Source organism: Nocardia sp. NPDC058058 (assembly GCF_042885355.1).
In the GTDB taxonomy this organism is placed as follows: domain Bacteria; phylum Actinomycetota; class Actinomycetes; order Mycobacteriales; family Mycobacteriaceae; genus Nocardia.
This window is the reverse complement of sequence record NZ_JBHVSA010000002.1, coordinates 1,634,466-1,653,312: the sequence shown is the minus strand read 5'-3', so window position 1 is coordinate 1,653,312 and position 18,847 is coordinate 1,634,466. Positions and strand designations below refer to the sequence as shown.

General features: G+C 67.3%; 20 protein-coding genes. 10 read left to right on the top strand and 10 right to left on the bottom strand.

All coding sequences use genetic code 11. The features are described 5' to 3' along the window. Window positions 1-52 precede the first annotated feature (52 nt). Window positions 53-1,123 carry an ABC transporter ATP-binding protein gene (locus ACFVUS_RS22270; protein WP_387769212.1) on the top strand — a complete coding sequence of 357 codons (1,071 nt, stop codon included), beginning with the start codon at window positions 53-55 and terminating at the stop codon, window positions 1,121-1,123. Between the two features lie 89 nt (window positions 1,124-1,212). Here ACFVUS_RS22270 and ACFVUS_RS22265 read toward each other — a convergent pair whose 3' ends face one another. Continuing rightward, window positions 1,213-1,701, bottom strand: a complete 489-nt coding sequence (locus ACFVUS_RS22265) for a winged helix-turn-helix transcriptional regulator (RefSeq protein ID WP_387769209.1) — start codon at window positions 1,699-1,701, stop codon at window positions 1,213-1,215. Window positions 1,702-1,797: 96 nt separating this feature from the next. Between ACFVUS_RS22265 and ACFVUS_RS22260 the strand changes: the two genes are divergently transcribed. Beyond that, a complete protein-coding gene (locus ACFVUS_RS22260; RefSeq protein WP_387769206.1) occupies window positions 1,798-2,967 on the top strand; it encodes a thiolase family protein in 1,170 nt (389 codons plus the stop codon). Window positions 2,968-2,977: 10 nt separating this feature from the next. Here the strand turns inward: ACFVUS_RS22260 and ACFVUS_RS22255 are convergent, their stop codons facing one another. Genes ACFVUS_RS22255 through ACFVUS_RS22245 form a run of 3 tightly spaced genes read right to left on the bottom strand, consistent with a single transcriptional unit; the run spans window position 2,978 to window position 4,304 of the window. Further along, window positions 2,978-3,313: a hypothetical protein gene (locus ACFVUS_RS22255; protein ID WP_387769203.1), complete on the bottom strand. Its 336-nt coding sequence runs from the start codon at window positions 3,311-3,313 to the stop codon at window positions 2,978-2,980. Window positions 3,314-3,329: 16 nt separating this feature from the next. Then, window positions 3,330-3,821 (bottom strand): hypothetical protein, encoded by a 492-nt coding sequence (locus tag ACFVUS_RS22250; RefSeq protein WP_387769200.1) that lies wholly within the window; start codon window positions 3,819-3,821, stop codon window positions 3,330-3,332. A 12-nt stretch (window positions 3,822-3,833) separates the two neighbouring features. Continuing rightward, on the bottom strand, window positions 3,834-4,304 hold the full coding sequence (locus tag ACFVUS_RS22245; protein ID WP_387769197.1) for a hypothetical protein: 471 nt from the start codon (window positions 4,302-4,304) through the stop codon (window positions 3,834-3,836). Between the two features lie 750 nt (window positions 4,305-5,054). Between ACFVUS_RS22245 and ACFVUS_RS22240 the strand changes: the two genes are divergently transcribed. Continuing rightward, window positions 5,055-6,050, top strand: a complete 996-nt coding sequence (locus ACFVUS_RS22240; protein WP_387769194.1) for an o-succinylbenzoate synthase — start codon at window positions 5,055-5,057, stop codon at window positions 6,048-6,050. 123 nt (window positions 6,051-6,173) lie between these two features. Here ACFVUS_RS22240 and ACFVUS_RS22235 read toward each other — a convergent pair whose 3' ends face one another. The 4 genes from ACFVUS_RS22235 to ACFVUS_RS22220 form a co-directional block, all read right to left on the bottom strand. After that, a complete protein-coding gene (locus tag ACFVUS_RS22235) occupies window positions 6,174-6,620 on the bottom strand; it encodes a hypothetical protein (RefSeq protein ID WP_387769191.1) in 447 nt (148 codons plus the stop codon). Between the two features lie 25 nt (window positions 6,621-6,645). After that, window positions 6,646-7,881: a DUF6745 domain-containing protein gene (locus ACFVUS_RS22230; RefSeq protein WP_387769188.1), complete on the bottom strand. Its 1,236-nt coding sequence runs from the start codon at window positions 7,879-7,881 to the stop codon at window positions 6,646-6,648. Between the two features lie 96 nt (window positions 7,882-7,977). Then, window positions 7,978-8,484, bottom strand: a complete 507-nt coding sequence (locus ACFVUS_RS22225) for a TIGR04338 family metallohydrolase (RefSeq protein ID WP_387769185.1) — start codon at window positions 8,482-8,484, stop codon at window positions 7,978-7,980. Window positions 8,485-8,492: 8 nt separating this feature from the next. Then, entirely contained in the window at window positions 8,493-9,323 is an 831-nt protein-coding gene (locus ACFVUS_RS22220) for a DUF2786 domain-containing protein (RefSeq protein WP_387769182.1), read from the bottom strand. A 170-nt stretch (window positions 9,324-9,493) separates the two neighbouring features. Here ACFVUS_RS22220 and ACFVUS_RS22215 point away from each other — a divergent pair, with 170 nt between their 5' ends. The 6 genes from ACFVUS_RS22215 (at window position 9,494) to ACFVUS_RS22190 (ending at window position 16,087) form a co-directional block, all read left to right on the top strand. After that, window positions 9,494-10,795, top strand: a complete 1,302-nt coding sequence (locus ACFVUS_RS22215; protein WP_387769179.1) for an ABC transporter substrate-binding protein — start codon at window positions 9,494-9,496, stop codon at window positions 10,793-10,795. A gap of 92 nt (window positions 10,796-10,887) precedes the next feature. Continuing rightward, window positions 10,888-11,862 carry a carbohydrate ABC transporter permease gene (locus tag ACFVUS_RS22210; protein ID WP_387770116.1) on the top strand — a complete coding sequence of 325 codons (975 nt, stop codon included), beginning with the start codon at window positions 10,888-10,890 and terminating at the stop codon, window positions 11,860-11,862. Beyond that, window positions 11,862-12,761, top strand: a complete 900-nt coding sequence (locus ACFVUS_RS22205; RefSeq protein WP_387769176.1) for a carbohydrate ABC transporter permease — start codon at window positions 11,862-11,864, stop codon at window positions 12,759-12,761. The genes ACFVUS_RS22210 and ACFVUS_RS22205 overlap by 1 nt, the downstream gene beginning before the upstream one ends. Before the next feature lie 86 nt (window positions 12,762-12,847). After that, window positions 12,848-15,046 carry a transglycosylase domain-containing protein gene (locus tag ACFVUS_RS22200; protein WP_387769173.1) on the top strand — a complete coding sequence of 733 codons (2,199 nt, stop codon included), beginning with the start codon at window positions 12,848-12,850 and terminating at the stop codon, window positions 15,044-15,046. A gap of 154 nt (window positions 15,047-15,200) precedes the next feature. Continuing rightward, window positions 15,201-15,656, top strand: a complete 456-nt coding sequence (locus tag ACFVUS_RS22195; RefSeq protein WP_387769170.1) for a GyrI-like domain-containing protein — start codon at window positions 15,201-15,203, stop codon at window positions 15,654-15,656. A gap of 5 nt (window positions 15,657-15,661) precedes the next feature. Further along, window positions 15,662-16,087 carry a GyrI-like domain-containing protein gene (locus tag ACFVUS_RS22190; RefSeq protein ID WP_387769167.1) on the top strand — a complete coding sequence of 142 codons (426 nt, stop codon included), beginning with the start codon at window positions 15,662-15,664 and terminating at the stop codon, window positions 16,085-16,087. Between the two features lie 79 nt (window positions 16,088-16,166). Here ACFVUS_RS22190 and ACFVUS_RS22185 read toward each other — a convergent pair whose 3' ends face one another. Continuing rightward, entirely contained in the window at window positions 16,167-17,252 is a 1,086-nt protein-coding gene (locus tag ACFVUS_RS22185) for an inositol-3-phosphate synthase (protein ID WP_387769164.1), read from the bottom strand. Beyond that, window positions 17,245-17,802: a PadR family transcriptional regulator gene (locus tag ACFVUS_RS22180; RefSeq protein ID WP_364636546.1), complete on the bottom strand. Its 558-nt coding sequence runs from the start codon at window positions 17,800-17,802 to the stop codon at window positions 17,245-17,247. Before ACFVUS_RS22180 ends, ACFVUS_RS22185 begins: the two co-directional genes overlap by 8 nt. A gap of 174 nt (window positions 17,803-17,976) precedes the next feature. On the opposite strand from ACFVUS_RS22180, the gene ACFVUS_RS22175 reads away from it, so the two are divergent. After that, complete coding sequence (locus ACFVUS_RS22175; RefSeq protein ID WP_387769160.1) at window positions 17,977-18,387, top strand: DUF5318 domain-containing protein; 411 nt, start codon at window positions 17,977-17,979, stop codon at window positions 18,385-18,387. Window positions 18,388-18,847 lie beyond the last annotated feature (460 nt).

The following is an 18,847-nucleotide window of genomic DNA, read 5'->3' as shown; positions in this document are numbered from 1 at the left end:
CTCTACTACGGATCGTCCGGCACGTTCCTGCCGGTGAAGGGATGCGTTTCGCATGGCTACGGTCACTTTCGACAAGGCCACCCGGTTGTACCCGGGCTCGGCAACACCCGCCGTCGACGAACTGAATCTGGAGATCGCCGACGGCGAATTCCTGGTGCTGGTCGGTCCATCCGGCTGCGGTAAGTCCACCTCACTGCGCATGCTCGCGGGGCTCGAGGAGGTGAGTGACGGGCGCATCCTCATCGGGGATCGCGATGTCACGCACGCCGAGCCCAAGGAACGCGATATCGCCATGGTGTTCCAGAACTACGCGCTGTACCCGCATATGAGCGTCGCCGAGAACATGGGGTTCGCGCTCAAGATGGCCAAGGTCGCCAAGGACGAGCGGCAGCAGCGCGTGCTGGAAGCCGCCAAACTGCTGGACCTCGAGCCCTACCTGGATCGCAAGCCCAAGGCGCTGTCCGGCGGTCAGCGCCAGCGCGTGGCCATGGGTCGTGCCATCGTGCGGCAGCCGCAGGTGTTCCTCATGGATGAGCCGCTGTCCAACCTGGACGCGAAACTGCGCGTGCAGACCCGCACCCAGATCGCGCAATTGCAGCGGCGACTCGGCACCACCACCGTGTACGTCACGCACGATCAGGTCGAGGCCATGACCATGGGCGATCGGGTCGCGGTGCTCAAGGACGGGCTGCTGCAGCAGTGCGCCTCACCGCGCGATCTGTACCGCAACCCGGCGAACCTGTTCGTGGCCGGGTTCATGGGGTCGCCCGCCATGAATCTGTTCACGCTGCCGGTGCGGGACGGCGGCGTCACGCTCGGCGGGCATCGGCTCGAACTGCCGCGCACCGTTTCCGGGGGCACCGGGCCCAATATCGTTGTGGGCGTGCGGCCCGAGCATCTGGAACCGGTCGCCGACGGTCAGGGCATCGGCATGGAGGTCGATGTGGTCGAGGAGCTGGGCTCCGACGCGTACATCTACGGCCGCACCCTCGGTGACGGGGAAACCATTGTGGCGCGCGCGGATTGGCGCAACCCGCCCGCCAAGGGCGCACGGCTGAGCCTGTCCACGGATTCCGAGCACATCTACTTCTTCAACCCCGAAGACGGGCGTCGACTGAACTGATCCCCACCCCGTCATTCCGGCGTGCTCGTGGCCGGAATCCACCGCGCACGTGTGGGTCCCGGCCGAGAACGCGCCGGGACGACGGGGGTCTATGCGCCGCGGCGCCAGTTCTTGTTCACGCGGACGCGCAGATGCTCCAGCGGGACTTCGTTTCCCGAGGCGGAGCGGACTTCGACGCGCACCGGTTCGCCGGTCGCGTCCTCCACTCGTTCCAGTGGCGGTGTGCCGTCCTGGAGGTACTGATCGCCCCACTGCCAGAGCGCCAGAACAGCGGGGAGCAGGTCCAAACCCATTGGGGTGAGGATGTATTCGTGCCGGGTGCGCTTACCCTCCTCCTGGTAGGGGCGCTTCTCCAGCAGTCCGGCATCGGTGAGTTTGCGCAGTGCGCTGGAGGCGGCCGCATCGGTGATGCCGATGCGGGTGGCGAAACCGTCGAACCTGGTGACGCCGTAGTAGGCCTCGCGCAGGATGAGCATCGCCGAGCGGGTGCCGACGATATCGAGGGCCTTGGCGATGGAGCAGCCTTCGGGCTTCCACGCGCTCAGGTCCCGGAGCTTTCCTTCCAATACGACGGACATGGCGTACATCATACACGTGCTGACTTGCCTCAACTATGGCCAGCTCGTAGCCTGGGTTTAGGGCAATGAAGCCAGCTACTCCGAGAAGGACAAGCCATGAGAGACGCAGTCATCGTCGAAGCGGTCCGCACGCCGGTCGGCAAGGGCAAAGCCAATGGCGCGCTGCACGGGCAGCATCCCGCCGATCTGTTCGCGCACAGCCTGCGCGAAGTGGTCCGGCGCAGCGGCATCGATCCGGAACTCATCGACGACGTCATCGGCGGCGTGGTCACCGCCGTCGGCGAACAGGGCAGCAACCTCACCCGCCGCGCGATGTTGGCCGCCGGATATCCCGAATCCGTGCCCGCCACCACCGTCGACCGGCAGTGCGGCAGCAGCCAGCAGGCCATTCACTTCGCCGCGCAGGGCGTCATCGCCGGGGCGTACGACATCGTCGTCGCGGGCGGCGTGGAATCCATGAGCCGAGTACCCATGGGCGCCAACCTGATCGGCGCCGAGGATATCGCCGGTATCGGCTTCGCCGAACGCTATCCCGAGGGCCTGGTCCCGCAGGGCATCAGCGCCGAACTCATCGCCGCCAAATGGGGACTGTCCCGTGCCCAGCTCGACGAATTCGCGCTCGGCAGCCACGAAAAGGCCGCCCGCGCAACCAAAGACGGCGCGTTCGACGCCCAGCTCGCGCCGCTGGCCGGACTCACCGCCGATGAGGGCATCCGCCTCGGCGGCACCCTGGAAACCCTCGGCAACCTGCGGCCCGCCTTCTACAGCGAGGAGATGGCGGCCCGCTTCCCGCAGATCGGCTGGAACATCACCGCCGCCAACGCCAGCCAGATCAACGACGGCAGCTCCGCGGTTCTGATCATGACCAGCGAGCGCGCCGCGCAACTCGGCCTCACACCCCTGGCCCGCCTGCACAGCTTCGCCGTCGCGGGCGACGACCCGCTGCTCATGCTGACCGCCGTGATCCCCGCAACCCGAAAGGTATTGCAGCGCAGCGGCCTGCAACTCTCCGACATCGACCTGTTCGAGGTCAATGAAGCCTTCTCCTCGGTGGTCCTGGCCTGGGCCCACGACACCGGAGCCGACCTGTCCAAGGTCAACGTCAACGGCGGCGCGATAGCCATCGGCCACCCCCTCGGCGCATCGGGCTCCCGCATCGCCACCACCCTCGTCCACGCCATGCACGACCGCGGCGCCCGCTACGGCCTGCAAACCATGTGCGAAGCGGGCGGCCTCGCCAACGCCACCATCTACGAACGCCTCTGACCCCCCGAAGTCACAGGGACACCGCGACAATCGCGGTGAGCAACCCCAGCACCCACGATTCGATGAGCAGCGGGAACGCCACCAACGCGGTAGGCCAAGCCCGCTGCCCCAACCGCACCGCCCGCTGCACCCACAACGGAATCACCAAGAGCGTCACAACAATCCCGAACCACCCCACGAAATAAGCGACCGGCAGATACCGATGCTCGCCGCCCCCACCGGCGAGCACCCGATAATCCGGAACAAACGCGGCCAGCACCCACCCCGCAACCACCGCCGCGACATAAATCACCACGGCGACAACAAGATCCACCGGCCGAACCGGCGGCCGCCACCGCTCCGCCATACCTCCAGCATGCCCGCTAAGGCAGCAACTCATCCCGCATCGCAGCATTGAGCCGCTGGTACGCCGGAGTGGTGGCGAACCGCTCCCCGCTCCGCGCCGCAGCCGCTTTGGCGTAGACGGCGCCCAAGAATTCCTCAGCGGACAGCACCACGCCCGGTCCCCCGATCAGCAGGAGCACCCCGGCGGCCTCTCGCCATTCGGAGTCCATTTGCGGCCAGTCGCTATTCGCCACGAGGTCAGCCAGATCGACAGATCGCGGGCTGCCGTATTCGCTGACTTCATCGCGAAGCCGCACCAGCAGGTCGTTGAGTCGGTTCCATTCCGACCAGAACCGCACATACGCCTCGCGCCGCTCTTCCCGCAGTGCCTTGACCAGGTCATGCCGGAACTGTCGCTCGGCGTGTTGCACCTGCCAGCGATGGTTCAGAATCGCGACCACCAGCCCCGTCAGGGCGGTGAGAGCGACTCCGCCCAACGCCCCGGCGAGACCGAACCAGGCTGCGCTCACCGTGACACCGCCTCAGTCGACGGCGTTGCCGACCAGGAAGTGGCCGATCAGGCCGCAGATCGCGATGATCGGCAGCGCCGCCGCCGTCCACCACCAGGCCCTGCGGCCGGTCATGGCCGCGACCGCCGCGAGTACCAGGGCGGCGACCAGGGCGAGGGACATGCCGCCGCCCGCGATCAGCAGGCCCCAAAGGGCGGAACCGGCGGGGCGAATCACCGTGCACTGCACCGAGAAATCCTTCTTGGCGGTGCAGCGGTTGCGGACCAGGCCGAAGGCCTTGCCGAACAGGTCGTAGGAGAACAGCGCCACGATCGCGATATCCACCGCGAAAAGCAGTGCGGCGAGCAGGGTGTCCTTGCGGCTGACCTGGGTAGGCGCATTCGTGGAATTGGACTCGGATTCAGCCGTTTTCGAACGATCGGCTGCGGTTTCGCCGCTCTTGGACAGAGTCTGGCGGACGGTTTCGTCGCCAGCGCCGGGCACGTTCGGAGCTGATTCGCCGCCGCCGGGCCGATTCCCGCCGGGGCCGAAACCCGGCCCCGGAACCGGCTGTGACAGTGGCCCTTCCGGGCCCCACGGCGCATGCTGCCCCGTCCCGTATGGCCCACCCGGGCCTCCCTGGCCCGGAGCTCGGCCCGGATTCCGCTGTGACGCTGGATCGCCCGGCCCGCGACCTTGACCGGGTCCGCCTGGCCCGGGACCTCCCGGACCACCGGCTCCCGGTGCGCCGCCGCGTCCGCCCGGGCCGCCGAAGCCGCCGGGGCCCTGGGGGCGGCCGGGGCCGCCCGGGTTGCGCTGTGGCCCTGGGCCGCCGGGGCCGTGGGGCGGTGGGGCGCCTGGGCCCGGGGGTGGCATGGGGGTGGGTGGGTAGCCCTGGCCGCTCGAGCCTCGGGATTGGTTCGGATCTCCCTGCGGGTCGCCGGGTCCACCCTGTCGCCGCGTCTGGCCCGGGTCGCCGGGGACGGGGCCGGAGTTCGGCGGGCTGCCGTCCGGGCCGGTCCGACGCGGTTCATTGGGTGGGTACATGCTGATGGGCTCCCCCGGTCGATCGATTGCTTCCGGGCATTGTCGCCGCGTCGCGACCCGGACGCCACTTTGTTATCGCGACGCGGGTCCAGATCGACAACATCGGGCCGCGTGCGCGTCATTCCCGCCACACTCTCGCACCAGTGTGCGCCCATCTCCACAGGGAAGCAGGGTCTTTCGCATGCGGCGTGAGTAGGCTCGGCGGGGATGAGCGAGCACGCTTTGCACTCAGCCTCGGGGGCGGATCTCGACGCCGCGATCGTCTACGCCATTCCCATGCGGACCAGGTTTCGCGGGATCACCGTGCGCGAGGGGATGTTGATTCCCGGGCCGCTGGGGTGGGGTGAGTTCTGCGCGTTCGCCGAATACGACGATCGGGAGGCGGCGGCCTGGCTCGCCACGGCGGTCGAGCAGGCAACTCTCGGATGGCCGGAACCGGTGCGGGATCGGGTCCCGGTGAACTGCATCGTGCCCGCGGTGGGGCCGGAACGCGCACGCGAGATCGTGGCGGGGTCGGGATGCCGGACCGCGAAGGTGAAGGTCGCCGATCACCCGGATTCGCTTGCCGAGGACCTGGATCGGGTGGCCGCCACCCGGGAGGCGCTCGGGCCGGACGGGGCGGTGCGGATCGACGCCAACGCGGTGTGGGATGTGGAGACCGCCGTCGAGCGGATCGCGCTGATCGACAAGGCGGCCGGCGGCTTGGAGTACGTCGAACAGCCTTGCCGGACCATCGAGGAATTGGCGCAGGTGCGGCGCAGGGTGACTGTGCGGATCGCCGCCGATGAATCCATCAGGCGCGCAGAGGATCCCATGCGGGTGGCGGTGGCGGGCGCGGCGGACGTCGCGGTGCTGAAGTGCACGCCGCTGGGCGGGGTGCGGCGCGCACTCCAGGTGGCCGAGGCGGCCGGACTGCCCGCCATCGTGTCGTCGGCGCTGGAGACCAGCGTCGGACTCGCCGCTCAAATACGTTTGGCCGCAACCCTTCCCGAACTGGAATTCGCGTGCGGCCTGGACACGCTCTCGCTGTTCACCGGCGATCTGGTGAGCGAATCACTGCGCCCGGTGGATGGATACCTCACCGTCCCGCCCGCGCCCCCGACACCGGACCCGGAACTGGTGGAGCGCTACCGCCACCCCGATCCGGAACGGGAACGGTGGTGGCGGCAGCGCCTCGAACGGGTAGCGCCGCTCCTGCCATAGCGAGCGGCCCAACTCGACGGGCTCGGGCATCGCTCGGTCCACGCGGCCGGTCACCCCGGCGTGCACGTCTTGATCAGGCGGGCACGGATACCGCTGTGGCCGAACGCGGTTGCGGTGCTGTGCTCAGTCGGCGATCAGGGCATTGCGCATGCTGCCGGAGGTGGTCAGGGTGCGTTCGCGCTGGCGGCGGATGAGGTAGCGGCCGGGGGCGATACCGCTGCCGCCGTGTTCGGGGTGCAGCAGGTAGGCGGTGGCGCGGGTGTCCAGGCAGCCCAGCGCCAGGCCCTCGGGGTCGGCGACGCGGGTGGTCCAGCGGCAGACACCGGGATCGGCGACCAGGACGTGCGGGTTGGCTCCCGTTGCGCCGCGGATGATTTCGATGCCCGCCCGCGGAACCTCGGTCCAGCGGTTGTCGGGCACACGGACATTGGCGACCAGGTCGATGGGGATGACAATCAGATCGCCCTGGGCTTGCAGGCCCGCGACGGCGGGGACCGCGACCTGGGTTTCCAGGTGGTCGAGGACGTCGACACCGGTGCGGGCGGTCAATTCGGCAAGGGTAATGGTCATGAGATCACCTCGGGTGTGAGAAGTTTCAGGTGCGGCGCAGCAATTGCGCGTATTGCGCGCCGGTCAAGCCGTAGGACCAGCCGGCGGCGGCCACCGGATCGCCGATGGTCACCGGGACATTGAGGCCGTAGCGGCGACGGGTGCCGTCCCGTTCGCGAGAACCGTTGACCACCAGCAGGACTCGGGTGCGATCGCGCCAGTTGTCGTAAAGCCGCAGTTCCGCGCCCGGATTGCCCGGATCGGCAGCGGTGGACAGCAGGGTGAGCCCGGCCCGATCGATGAATTCGTCCCAGCCCAGCCGTTCGACGGCGGCCCGCCGGACCTCGATATTGCGGGTGGCCAGCACCCGCTCCACGGTCAGATCGGTGAACACCCACTCCGGGACGAAGGTGCCGTGCAGCGCGAATACGCCCGCGCCATCGGCGAATTCGACCGCCGGACCCGCGTCGTTGTGCAACCGAACCTCGCCGTACCAGGCACTCTGCTGCGCCTCGGTATGCACCGCGACCGGCCGTTCGGACAGCACACAGCGCCTCGGACCGGGCCACCACCAGCCCGCGTGCCGGGCCAGGGCCACCCACTGATCGAGTTGATGCGCATCGTCATCGCGGTATCGAGCCAATCCGGCGACCCGATTCACGTCGTGGAATGCCACGGTCCAGGTGTCGTACTGCTCATATCCGGCGATATCGGTGCGCCGCCCCTCCGGACCGAGCAGTTCGGTGCGCATCGGCCGATACATACTGTCGCGCAATGATTCCTGCAAAGGCAGATGCACCAGATTATCGAGAATCCGCGGGGCGGAAATACCCGCCGCCAGCAATTCTCGCGGCGACATCACCGCCCATTCGTGCGCGGGCAAAGAAGGTCCGCGCAGCCACCATTCTCGTTCGGGCTCGGTGCGCTCGATCATTCGCCGGCGCATACCGGATTTGATGCCGATCAGACGCTGTATCAATGGCCAGTTGCGAAATGGCTCATCCGAGGGCGGAATTCCGATGCCGCCCGGTGGCGCGTCCGGATCATCGCGCAGTAATTCCACCGCCGCCGCAGGTGAGGGCACCCAGACGAATTGCGGTGGTGGTTGACCGACGAGCCGATACAGCTCGGTGACGGCACGCTGTGCGATATCCCGATCGGCTGGTGCGGTGGACAATCCGGTCCGCAGCCATTCATCGCGTAATCGGCACGCGATTTCGACGGGTTCTACCAGGGAAACCCCACGGGCGCTGGGCCGGCGCGGGGTGGCGACCGCGGTCACCGCTGCGAGGCGGTGGCCGCCTTTCCATAGAAGGAGATCATGAATCCGATCATGGCATCGAATTCGCTCCGCCGCAACCGCGATCCGGCGTGGCGCTCAAAGTACGCGCACGCCACAGGAATACATGGTGGTGCGCAGCAACAGCGCCGCTTCCGGTCCGACGATGCCGTCGACGAGCTCGATATAGCGGCCGCAGAATTCCGGCCCGTGCGGCGCGGTCACCGCGTGCTCGGCGTCCAGGTGATGCGCCAGTTCGTGCAGAATCACCAATTCCCGCAGCGCCCAGGCCTTTCCGTGCACGTGCAGCGGTACCGCGAGTACCGCGTCATCCGCCTCGTAGTGCGCGGCCCGCGCCCCGGAACGCGCCCGCACCGTGATCGGGACATCGGCTCTTTTCCACTGGGCGGCAACCCAATTCAGCGCCAGCACTTTATCCACATAGCTCTGCACCGATTCCACCGAGGCGAACTTCCGTTCCACCGGCAGGGTCACCTGTGAGCCGAGCACCTCCACGGTGCGCACCCCGAACTCGTCGGCCCGCTCGAAAGCCCCGCGCACCAGCATTTCCGCGTCGTACACCTGTGACCGCTGCGAGTCACGCACGGCGGAGGTCAGCCCTCACCGCGCGGTAATTGCCCGCGGCCCGCACCCAATTCGGGAGCGGTGCCCAGCCGCGCGGCGCGCCCGGCACGGTCACCGGCGCGACGGGCGGCGGCGGAGTAGCCCGCCGACGCCTGCGGCCCGCGCCAGGTACCGCGCGCCTCGGAGGTACTGGAGTAGAAGTCCGTCAACTCCAGCTCTTTATTGCGCAGTGCGAGAGCCGTTCCGGTGGACAGGTTTTCGGTGCGCACGGCCTCTGCCTCCACCTCGGTTTTGACCTCGGCCAGACGGCGGCCGATGCGCGCCGCGAACGCCATCTGGAAATTCAGGCGCGCGGTCACCGCCGCGACCGGAGCCTGCACCCGCTTCTGAATCGTTCGGCCCCAGCGGGTTTCGGCGACGATCTTCTCGGTGGTCGCGCTCTTGTACGCCCCGGATTTGATGTACTGGTCCGAGGCCCGCACCATCTGCACCAGCAGACTGCCGTACAGCGCCTCGCAGGTGTCGATATCGGAGTCGAATCCGTACGCGTACACCGTCGTCGAGGACCGCGCCACATCGCAGCGCACATCATTGGCCGCGGCGATCGCCACGAACAGCTGCACGTAGGTGCGCAGCCCCTTCTTGCCCGGCTCCCCGATCGGGATCACCCGCTGCATCGGGGTGGGCCGCCGCTCCCGGCTCGCGATATGCGCCCGCGCCACAGTCAGATCCACCGAGGACCGGGTGGCGAGCTTTTGTGCGGCCGCCAGGAACGCCTCGGCCTCATGCTCGTTATCGGTCGACTCGGCCTGGCGCAGCAGCCCGCCGATACGTGTGAGTAACTTGTCCTGAGAAGACATCGGCACCCAGCCTAGCTGGGCGGATGATCGGATGACTCGGTGCGGGGACCTACCGGGCGGGGGTGCGAAGACCGAGGTAGTCCGGGCACGGGGAAGATCCACCATGTATCTTCCCTTGTGCAACCGGCTGAGTGTGCTGCCGCTCACGTCTCGACCCTGGAGTATCCGCGATGGTTTTGAAGAAGGTGTCGTCCCTACGATCGTCGCTCGTCCCGCGCGCCGCGGTGGCTGTCACCTCGGCCGCGCTGTTGACCGCGACATTCGCCGCGGGTTGCTCGAGCGACTCGGGGAGCAACGCCGCCTCACAGAACCTGACCGGGCGCGGCCCGATCACCTACGTCGAGGGCAAGGACACCACCGAGACCGGTGCGGTCAAACAGCTCATCGACCGCTGGAACAGCGCGCACCCGGATGAGAAGGTGACGTTCAAGGAGCAGTCCAACGACGCTTCTCAGCAGTACGACGATCTCAAGCAGCATCTGCAGGCCAAGTCGTCGGACTACGACGTGGTCGCGCTCGACGTGCCGTGGACCGCGGAGTTCGCCGCGCAGGGCTGGATCCAGCCGCTGAAGGACTCCTTCGCGATCGACACCTCCACCCTGCTGTCGCCGCCGGTCGCCTCGGCCACCTACAACGGCACCCTGTACGCCGCACCGCGAAACACCAACGGCGGCCTGCTGTTCTACCGCAAGGACCTGTCCCCCGAACCGCCCAAGACCTGGACCGAACTGCTGGCCCAGTGCCCCAAGGCCAAGGAAGCCGGAATCGGCTGCTACGCCGGGCAGTTCGCGCCCTACGAGGGCCTGACCGTGAACACCGCCGAGGTCATCAACGCCTTCGGCGGCAGCTTCGTCGGCCCCGACGGCAAGACCCCCACCGTGAACACCCCGCAGGCCAAGGCCGGCCTCCAGGTGCTGGTGGACTCGTACAAGAACGCCGATATCCCGAAGGAAGCCATCTCCTTCAAGGAGCCGGAATCGCAGAACGCGTTCGTCACCGGCAAGCTCATGTTCATGCGCGGCTGGCCGTCGTCCTTCGGTGACGCGGGCTCGGACGCCTCCGCGGTCAAGGACAAGTTCGGTGTCGCCCCGCTGCCCGGTAAGGACGGCATCGGCGCCTCCACCCTCGGTGGCTACAACGCGGCCATCTCCACGTTCTCCAAGAACAAGGCCACCGCGCTGGACTTCCTGCGCTACCTGATCAGCGAGGACGCCCAGCACATCGTCGCCCAGGGCGCGCTGCCGTCCGTGCGCGCCTCGGTGTACGACGATCCGGCCCTGATCGCCAAGATGCCGTACCTGCCCGCGCTGAAGGATTCCATCGCCTCGGCCGTGCCGCGTCCGGTCACCCCGTTCTACCCGGCGGTGTCGAAGGCCATCCAGGACAACGCATATGCTGCGCTGACCGGTACGAAGTCCGTCGACGACGCCATTGTCGGAATGCAGAAGGGCATCGAGACCGCCGGTTCGTAGTCCGACGAGTCCGTCCCCGTAGGAGAAGATAAACGGTGTCACGTCCTTCGGGAGCGACCGATGTCGCGACGCCCGACCTGCCTGGCAAGCCCGTGAAACCCGCACCGCCGCAAGGTAAACGCCGATTCGCCCCGGGCGGATCGGCCAAGCCGTGGCTGTTCGTCACGCCCGTGCTGCTCGCCCTCGCCGTCGTGGTCGGCTATCCGGTCGTCCGCGCGGTGTACATGTCCTTCCAGAAGGACGCCGGACTGGACAAGTCCACCGGCATGTTCACCAAGGGCGGCAGCGCCGGGTTCGACAATTACACGCACTGGCTGCTGCAGCAGTGCACCAACTCGCTCGGTGAGACCGTCGACTGCCCCACCGGCAATCTCGGCTCGCAGTTCTGGCTGGCCATCGGCGTCACGCTGTTCTTCACCGTGGTGACCGTGACCCTGGAGGCCACCATCGGCCTCGGTATGGCCGTCATCATGGGCAAGACATTCAAGGGCCGCGCCCTGCTGCGCGCCGCCGTGCTGATTCCGTGGGCCATCCCCACCGCCGTCACGGCGCGCCTGTGGGAGTTCATGTTCCAGTACGACGGCGTGGTGAACCGGGTGCTCGGCACCCACATCCTGTGGACCGCCGATCAGTGGCCCTCGCGTTTCGCGGTCATCATCGCGGACGTGTGGAAGACCACCCCGTTCATGGCGCTGCTGATTCTGGCCGGGCTGCAAGTGATTCCGGCCGATGTGTACGAGGCCGCCAAGGTCGACGGCGCGTCCGCGTGGCAGCGCTTCACCCAGATCACACTGCCGCTGCTCAAGCCCGCCCTGCTGGTGGCCGTGCTGTTCCGCACCATGGACGCGCTGCGCATGTACGACCTGCCCGCGATCCTGACCCAGTCCAATCCGAACACCCGCACCATCTCGATGCTGGTGGTCGATCAGGTGCGACAGGGTCCCAACAGCGCCTCGGCACTGTCGGTGATCACCTTCTTCCTCATCTTCGCGGTGGCGTTCCTGCTGGTGAAGGTGCTGGGCGCCAACGCGGTTCGCACCCAGGAAGCACAGCGGGAGGCGCACTGATGAGCATCGATATGAGCAAGGCTCCCGCCGCCCCGGTGAAAAAGCCGGTGGCGCAGACGGTTCCGTGGACCAAGCGACTCGCCTCGGGCCGGGTCTATCTCGGCGCGCTGATCGTGCTGGTGTGGGGCCTGGGCCCGTTCTACTGGATGGTCGTCACCGCACTGCGCGATCCGGCCTACACCTTCGACAACACGCCCTGGCCGACACACGTCACCCTGGACAACTTCCGCGACGCGTTCAGCACCAACCGCGGCAACGACTTCGGGCGCGCGCTGTTGAACAGCGTGATCATCGGATCGGTGACCACGGTCATCGCGCTGCTGCTCGGCGTCATGGCCGCTTACGCCCTGGCGCGCTTGACCTTCCGCGGTCAGTACGTGGTCTCCGGGCTCATCCTGAGCGCGTCCATGTTCCCGGTCGTGGTGCTGGTGACACCGCTGTTCCAGCTGTTCACCGACCTCGGCTGGATCGGGCACTACCAGGCCATGATCATCCCGAACATCTCGTTCGTGCTGCCCATGACCGTGTACATCCTGGCCTCGTTCTTCACCGAACTGCCCTGGGAACTCGAAGAAGCCGCGCGCATCGACGGCGCGTCCCGCTTCCAGGCGTTCCGGCTGATCATGCTGCCGCTCGCCGCGCCCGCCGTATTCACCACGGCCATTCTGGCTTTCATCGCCGCGGTGAACGAATATCTGCTGGCGCGACTGCTTTCCAGCGATAAGACCGAACCCGTCACCGTCGCGGTGGCGCGTTTCTCCGGTAATAATCCGCTGGTACAGCCCTATGCCGCCATCATGGCGGCGGGCACCATTGTCACCATTCCGCTGGTGATCATGGTGTTGCTCTTCCAGCGCCGCATCATTTCCGGTCTCACCGCGGGCGGCGTGAAGTCCTGATCCTGACGGTAGCGTCGATTAGCATGGGTCGCGCCGCGCCTGCGGCGCTCTGACGTACACAAGCTTTTTCGACGCTCCGGAAGGAGATGATCGTGAGCTCGTCCCGCAAGCGGCGCCGAAACGAACCGGCCCCGTACGCCACCATGGCAGGGTGGAACGAGCTCCCGACCGTGCCGCTGCAGCGGCAACCGTCGCACGGCAAACCGCGCCGGCGCGCGAAACCGCCGAGCCGGCCCGAATCGGCCACGCGTCCGCCGCGCACCCGCGGGCAGCGCGTGCGCCGGGTGATCGCCGCGCTGGTCGTCATCTTCCTGGTGCTGCCCGCCATGCTGCTCGGACTCGCCTACTGGAGCGCGGAGATCCCCGATCCGTCGGCGGTACAGACCAATCAGATCGCCACCATCCTGACCTCGGACGGCAATACCGTCATCGCGAAGGTCATTCCGCCCGAAGGCAATCGGACTCCGGTGCCGCTCACCGACGTGCCGCAGCCCATGCGGCTGGCCATACTCTCGGCCGAGGACCGCAATTTCTATACCAATCCCGGATTCTCGACCTCGGCCTTCCTGCGCGCGGCACGCGACAACCTGACCGGTAAGGACGATGCGGGCGGCGGCTCCACCATCACCCAGCAATATGTGAAGAACGCCTTCCTGACCTCCGAGCGCACGCTGAGCCGGAAAATGCGCGAGCTCATCATCGCCGCCAAGATGTCCAGGCAGTGGAGTAAGGACGATATTCTCGCGGCCTACCTGAACACCATTTACTACGGTCGCGGCGCGTACGGCATCTCCGCCGCCGCCAAAGCCTATTTCGGCAAACCGGTTCCGGAGCTGAACCTCGGTGAGAGCGCGGTACTGGCATCAGTGGTGCGCACCCCGTCGATCCTGGATCCGGAAACCCATCTGCCGCAGTTGCGCGCCCGCTGGGCGTACGTGCTGGACGGCATGGTCGAGATGGGCGTGCTGAGCCGCACCGACCGGGCCGCCGTGCAATTCCCGGAAATCGTGCCCGCCACCGAGGTCGGCGACAATATCCCGCGCGGCCCGGAAGGACTGATCCGCGCGCAAGTGCTGCGCGAACTGCGCGCCTCCGGAATCAGCGAGCAGGAGCTCAATACCGGTGCGCTGCAAATCTTCACGACCATCGACGCGCGGGCACAGCAGGCCGCGCTCGGCGCGGTCGGCAACACGATGGGCGGACAACCCGGCGAGTTACGCACGGCGGTGGTCTCTATCGATCCGCGCTCGGGCGCGGTCCGCGCCTACTACGGCGGACCCGACGGCATCGGCTTCGACTTCGCACAGGCCCCGCTGCAAACCGGTTCCGCCTTCAAGACCTTCGCGGTACTGGCCGCGCTGCAACAGGGAATCTCGCTGTCCTACAAGCTCGACAGCACACCGCTCACCGTCAACGGCGAGAAGATCCAGAACGTCGGCGGCGAATCCTGCGGCACCTGTTCACTCGGCGAGGCGTTCAAGCGCTCGCTGAACACCAGCTTCTACCGGCTCACCCAGACGCTGTTCGAGGGACCCAAAGCCATTGCGAACGCGGCACATCAGGCCGGTATCCCCGATCAGATCCCGGGCGTCGCGGGCAAGACGCTGACCGAGGACGGCGGACAGCCGCTGCCGTCCATCGTGCTCGGCGCGTATTCGGTGCGGCCCATCGATATGGCCTCGGCGTACTCGACCCTCGCGGCCTCCGGCGCCTATCGCGCACCCTATTTCGTGCAGAAGGTGGTGACCGGGGACGGCCGGGTGCTGCTGGATCGCGGCCCCGCACCGCAGAAGGGTGAGCAGCGCATCCAGGCCACCGTGGCCGATACCGTCAGCCAGGCCATGCTGCCCATCGCCGCGTACTCGAACAATCACAATCTGGCCGGGCGGCCGTCCGCGGCCAAGACCGGCACCACCCAGCTCGGCGATACCGGGCAGAACAAGGATGCCTGGATGGTCGGGTTCACCCCGTCGCTGTGCACCGCGGTCTGGGTGGGAACCGAACAGTCGCAACCGATTCGGACCGCGCGCGGCGCGGCGATCTACGGTTCCGGGCTGCCGTCCGATATCTGGAAGCAGACCATGGACGGCGCCCTCGACGGCGCGCCGGTGGAGCAATTCCCGAATCCCGGTGACCTGCCCGGCGCGGCGCCGGGCAGCGGCAACTACGACATACTCAACCCGGGCCCGGGTCCGCAGCAGGAGCCGGTGGTGATCATTCCGCCCGCGCCGGAGCCACGCCAGGTGGAGATATTTCCGGGCCTCAGCATCCCGGTTCCGGGCTAGTTGATCATGAATCCCGACTACCGGACCCATCCGCCCCCGGCCACGGATATTGTGGAAACGGCCACCGGTGCCATCGACTCCGGACATCGGTGGCAGGATGCGGGTTGGGAGCAGGGTGGGGTCGGAGACAGCACGAGACTTAGGGGCGACGCCGGTGGATTTCAATGTAGTTGAACGCCACGAGACGCTGGTGGCCGGAACGGTGCTACGCAGCCCGGCGCTGGCGGTCGAGGGACCGCGCCGCGCCAAGGTCGAGGACGCCTGGAAACAGAACCTCGCCCGCAGCCTGCCCGGGCCACCCGCGACCGCGTATGTCGATCACGCGCCCGAGATCGGCTCCTATCTCACCCATATCGTCGGCTACCGCTGTGAAAGCCTGGACGACCTGCTGCCGGGCGATGTGCTCGCCCGGATTCCCGCGGGCACCTTCGCGCGCTTCACCCGCACCGGCGACAACCTGGGCGACACCATCGCCTCCATCTGGCGCACGGTGTGGGATCTGGAAGCCTCGGGCACGTTGACCCGCGCGTATACCGGGGATTTCGAACGGTATCCGGACTCCCGGACCGTGGAGGTTTTCGTCGCGCTGCACGCAGGCGCGGAGGGGTAGGGGCTGTGGATTTCGAAATCATCACCCTCGACGGGTTTCTCGTCGGCGGGCTGACCATCCCGCTCGCGGGTCGCGAGGTCACCGCGCGGGACCTCGATCTGGTCAATTTCACCTGGGACCGCTATCTCGCCCGGGAGAAGAAGGCATCGCGCGTGGCCGCCTACATCGGCCAGAACGACCACGCCGTGGCGGTGCTCGGCTACGAGCTCTCGGGTCTGGACGATCTCGACACCGGGGACGTGCTGACCCGGATCCCCACCGGGCGCTATGCCAAATTCGTGGTCTCGGACAAGCCCTACGACCTGCTCCGCACCGCCTGGGCCAAGGTCGCCAAGGCCGAGAACGCCGGAACCATCACCCGATCCCACACCGCCGAGATCGAGCGCTACACCGGGCCGACCTCGGTCGAGGTCTACGTCTCCCTCGACTGACCGTCGAACTGCGCGAAAAGCCAAGGGCGGGACCGCGAATCGCGGTCCCGCCCTTCCCTCACCCGTTGGTGAACGCTACCTACTCGGCACCGATGATGAAGGCCTCGAGCTGGGCGCGCGCGACATCGTCGGCGAGCTGCTTCGGCGGGGACTTCATCAGGTAGGCCGAGGCCGGGATGACCGGTCCGCCGATGCCGCGATCGAGGGCGATCTTGGCGGCGCGGACGGCGTCGATGATGATGCCGGCCGAGTTCGGGGAGTCCCACACCTCGAGCTTGTACTCCAGGTTCAGCGGGACGTCACCGAAGGCGCGGCCCTCGAGACGCACGTACGCCCACTTGCGGTCGTCCAGCCAGCCCACGTGATCGGACGGGCCGATGTGCACGTTGCCCTCGCCCAGTTCCTTCTTCAGGTTGCTGGTGACGGCCTGGGTCTTGGAGATCTTCTTGGACTCCAGGCGCTCACGCTCGAGCATGTTCTTGAAGTCCATGTTGCCGCCGACGTTCAGCTGCATGGTGCGGTCCAGCTGCACACCGCGGTCCTCGAACAGCTTGGCCATCACGCGGTGCGTAATGGTCGCGCCGACCTGGGACTTGATGTCGTCGCCGACGATCGGGATGCCCGCGTCGACGAACTTCTGCGCCCACACCGGATCCGAGGCGATGAAGACCGGCAGCGCGTTGACGAAGGCAACACCCGCGTCGATGGCGCACTGCGCGTAGAACTTGTCGGCCTCTTCCGAACCGACCGGAAGGTAGGAGACCAGGACGTCGACCTTGGCATCCTTGAGCGCCTTGACCACGTCGACCGGCTCGGCCTCGGACAGCTCGATGGTCTCGGCGTAGTACTTGCCGATGCCGTCGAGGGTCGGACCGCGCAGCACGGGCACATCGGCCGGCGGCACATCGGAAATCTTGATGGTGTTGTTCTCGCTGGCGAAGATCGCGTCGGAGAGGTCGAAGCCGACCTTCTTGGCGTCGACATCGAACGCGGCGACGAACTTCACATCGCGGACATGGTAGGGGCCGAACTTGACGTGCATGAGACCCGGAACGGTAGCGGTCTCGTCAGCGTCCTTGTAGTACTGCACACCCTGAACCAGGGAAGACGCGCAGTTACCCACACCTACGATGGCCACCCGAACTTCGGTGTTGTTCTCACTCATGGCCGCTATTTCCCTCTTTCTGTGGTGCCGCCTTCGTCGATTGCTCCGCAGCAATCAACTCGTTGAGCCAGCGCACTTCGCGCTCGCTTGATTCGAGACCGAGCTGATGGAGCTGGCGGGTGTAGCGATCGAGTTGCCCGCTGGCTCGTTTGATCGCTTCCCGCAGTCCTTCTCGGCGCTCTTCGACCTGCCGTCGCCGACCTTCCAGAATCCGCATCCTCGCTTCCGCGGGGGTGCGGCTGAAGAAAGCCAGGTGAACGCCGAAGCCGTCGTCGGTGTAGTTCTGTGGTCCGGTATCGGCCAGGAGTTCGGCGAACCGCTCCCGGCCGAGATCGGTCAGCTGGTAGACCCGCCGCGCACGCCGCGTGGTCAACCCCGGTGGAATCTCTTCCGCGATAAGGCGATCCGTCTGCATGCGCTTGAGGGTCGGATACAGGGACCCGTACGAGAAGGCCCGGAACGGGCCGAGCAGACCGGTGAGCCGCTTGCGCAACTCATAGCCGTGCATCGGAGATTCGAGGAGCAGCCCGAGGATTGCCAACTCGAGCACCGGGCCTCACCCCCTCCTGACTGTTGTCTTCAGACCTAACCGATGGATGCGATTACAAACTATATCGCGCCGATATATTTAGCGAGACGGGACGGCCATCGGGGTGTCTGACGGAACCCTGAGAGTCACTCGGGGGCGTGCGGGGGGCGTGCCGCCGCAAGTACTCTGGGTCGCGTGCGAATACAGCGGCAGGTAGTGGACTATGCGCTCCGGCGCCGGTCGCTGCTGGCCGACGTCTACGCGGGCCGCGTGGACGTCTCGTCGGTGTGCGATGCGAATCCGTACCTGTTGCGTGCGGCGAAATTCCATGGGCGCGGGAGCGAGGTCACATGCCCCATCTGCCGGAAAGAGCAGTTGACTCTCGTATCGTGGGTCTACGGTGACGCTCTGGGACCGGCCGCCGGTTCCGCGCGCACACCGGAAGAACTGATCCGGCTGGCCGAGACGCGCGAGGAGTTCTCGGTGCACGTGGTCGAGGTGTGCCGGACCTGCAGTTGGAACCACCTGGTGCAGTCCTATGTGGCGGGCCTGGCGCCCGCGCCGGGCCGCCGTCGATCGGGCGCCCGCCGCCGCGCGGCCGAGTGAAGGGCCGCACCGACTGCTGAATGCGCGGGTACACGCGTGCCCGCAGCGGCCAACTGCCGCAAGGACCCACCACCCCGGGCTAGGACCGTAAGTATCGAGTAGCTATTGGAGAGCCAGGCTGTGACATCGCCCTATGACGACGGACCGCACGGCGGCCGCCCCCAGCGTGGCGGTTCGCAACCCGGCCCCGGCGGATATCCGCCGCCGCGACCGCAGGGTCCGCCGCCAGGAGCGCGCCAGCCGGGCATGGGCCCGGGGCAGCCGGGCCGTCCCGGTCCCGGCGGGCAGCCGCCGCGCGGACCGCAGGGGCAGCCGATGCGCGGTCCCGCGCCGCAGGGTCAGCAACCGCCGCGCCGTCCGGGTCCGCCGCCGCCGGGGCGGCCCAATCCGGACGCGACGCGCAAGCTGCCCGCGCCCGATGCCACCCAGAAGATGAACACCGGCGGCCGCCAGGCCGTGC

Coding starts and splice junctions, on each gene's coding strand:
- ACFVUS_RS22270 (WP_387769212.1), top strand. CDS start 53: ATGGCTACGGTCACTTTCGACAAGGCCACCCGGTTGTACCCGGGCTCG.
- ACFVUS_RS22265 (WP_387769209.1), bottom strand. CDS start 1,701: ATGTCCGTCGTATTGGAAGGAAAGCTCCGGGACCTGAGCGCGTGGAAG.
- ACFVUS_RS22260 (WP_387769206.1), top strand. CDS start 1,798: ATGAGAGACGCAGTCATCGTCGAAGCGGTCCGCACGCCGGTCGGCAAG.
- ACFVUS_RS22255 (WP_387769203.1), bottom strand. CDS start 3,313: ATGGCGGAGCGGTGGCGGCCGCCGGTTCGGCCGGTGGATCTTGTTGTC.
- ACFVUS_RS22240 (WP_387769194.1), top strand. CDS start 5,055: ATGAGCGAGCACGCTTTGCACTCAGCCTCGGGGGCGGATCTCGACGCC.
- ACFVUS_RS22235 (WP_387769191.1), bottom strand. CDS start 6,620: ATGACCATTACCCTTGCCGAATTGACCGCCCGCACCGGTGTCGACGTC.
- ACFVUS_RS22220 (WP_387769182.1), bottom strand. CDS start 9,323: ATGTCTTCTCAGGACAAGTTACTCACACGTATCGGCGGGCTGCTGCGC.
- ACFVUS_RS22215 (WP_387769179.1), top strand. CDS start 9,494: ATGGTTTTGAAGAAGGTGTCGTCCCTACGATCGTCGCTCGTCCCGCGC.
- ACFVUS_RS22205 (WP_387769176.1), top strand. CDS start 11,862: ATGAGCATCGATATGAGCAAGGCTCCCGCCGCCCCGGTGAAAAAGCCG.
- ACFVUS_RS22200 (WP_387769173.1), top strand. CDS start 12,848: ATGATCGTGAGCTCGTCCCGCAAGCGGCGCCGAAACGAACCGGCCCCG.
- ACFVUS_RS22185 (WP_387769164.1), bottom strand. CDS start 17,252: ATGAGTGAGAACAACACCGAAGTTCGGGTGGCCATCGTAGGTGTGGGT.